Below are 501 nucleotides of genomic sequence, written 5' to 3'. Positions count from 1 at the left end.
ACCGCCCTCGGACCGGCATTGTGGCGCAACACCAAGGGAGGCCGGCCATGATGCACTCGATCTATGCCGATCTCGGCATCACGGTGATCGACACCGACCGGGCGGTCCTGCGGGCGGCGGCGCGAATGCTTCCCGCCTGGGTCCGCCGGGACCGCTGCAAACGCCTTCTGCGCCGCAAGTTCTACCGCGAGATGCTGCGCTGCCACGCCGCGGCCCAAAGCGGCGCGTGGCAGACCTGGCACTGAGCCTTCCCACCATCCCGTCAACCAGACCGGCCGTCGCGCCCGGTGCTTTCCCTATGGAGCTTCCCATGCCCAGATTTGTTGTCCGCAAGGGCCACGATGCCTTTGTCTATTACGAAACCGTCGTCGAGGCCGGCACGCCCGCAGAGGCGCGAAGCGTCGCCGAAAGCGTCCGCTACGATGGCGAATGGATCGCCACCGGCGAGGTGCAGGAGTTCGACGATTATGAAATCGACGAATCCACCGGCGTCCGTCTTCT

The 501-nt window shown here is 65.7% G+C and carries 2 protein-coding genes; both read left to right on the top strand.

The window, feature by feature from the left end:
* Positions 1-245 (top strand): hypothetical protein (locus tag ACQV2G_RS09195; protein WP_428876660.1); only part of this gene is annotated, 245 nt, incomplete at its 5' end.
* Between the two features lie 65 nt (positions 246-310).
* Positions 311-501 (top strand): hypothetical protein (locus ACQV2G_RS09190; protein ID WP_428876659.1); only part of this gene is annotated, 191 nt, incomplete at its 3' end.

This window comes from Facklamia sp. P12955, from assembly GCF_050409565.1.
Taxonomy (GTDB): Bacteria; Bacillota; Bacilli; order Lactobacillales; family Aerococcaceae; genus Facklamia.
This window is presented reverse-complemented; position numbering and strand designations above follow the sequence as displayed.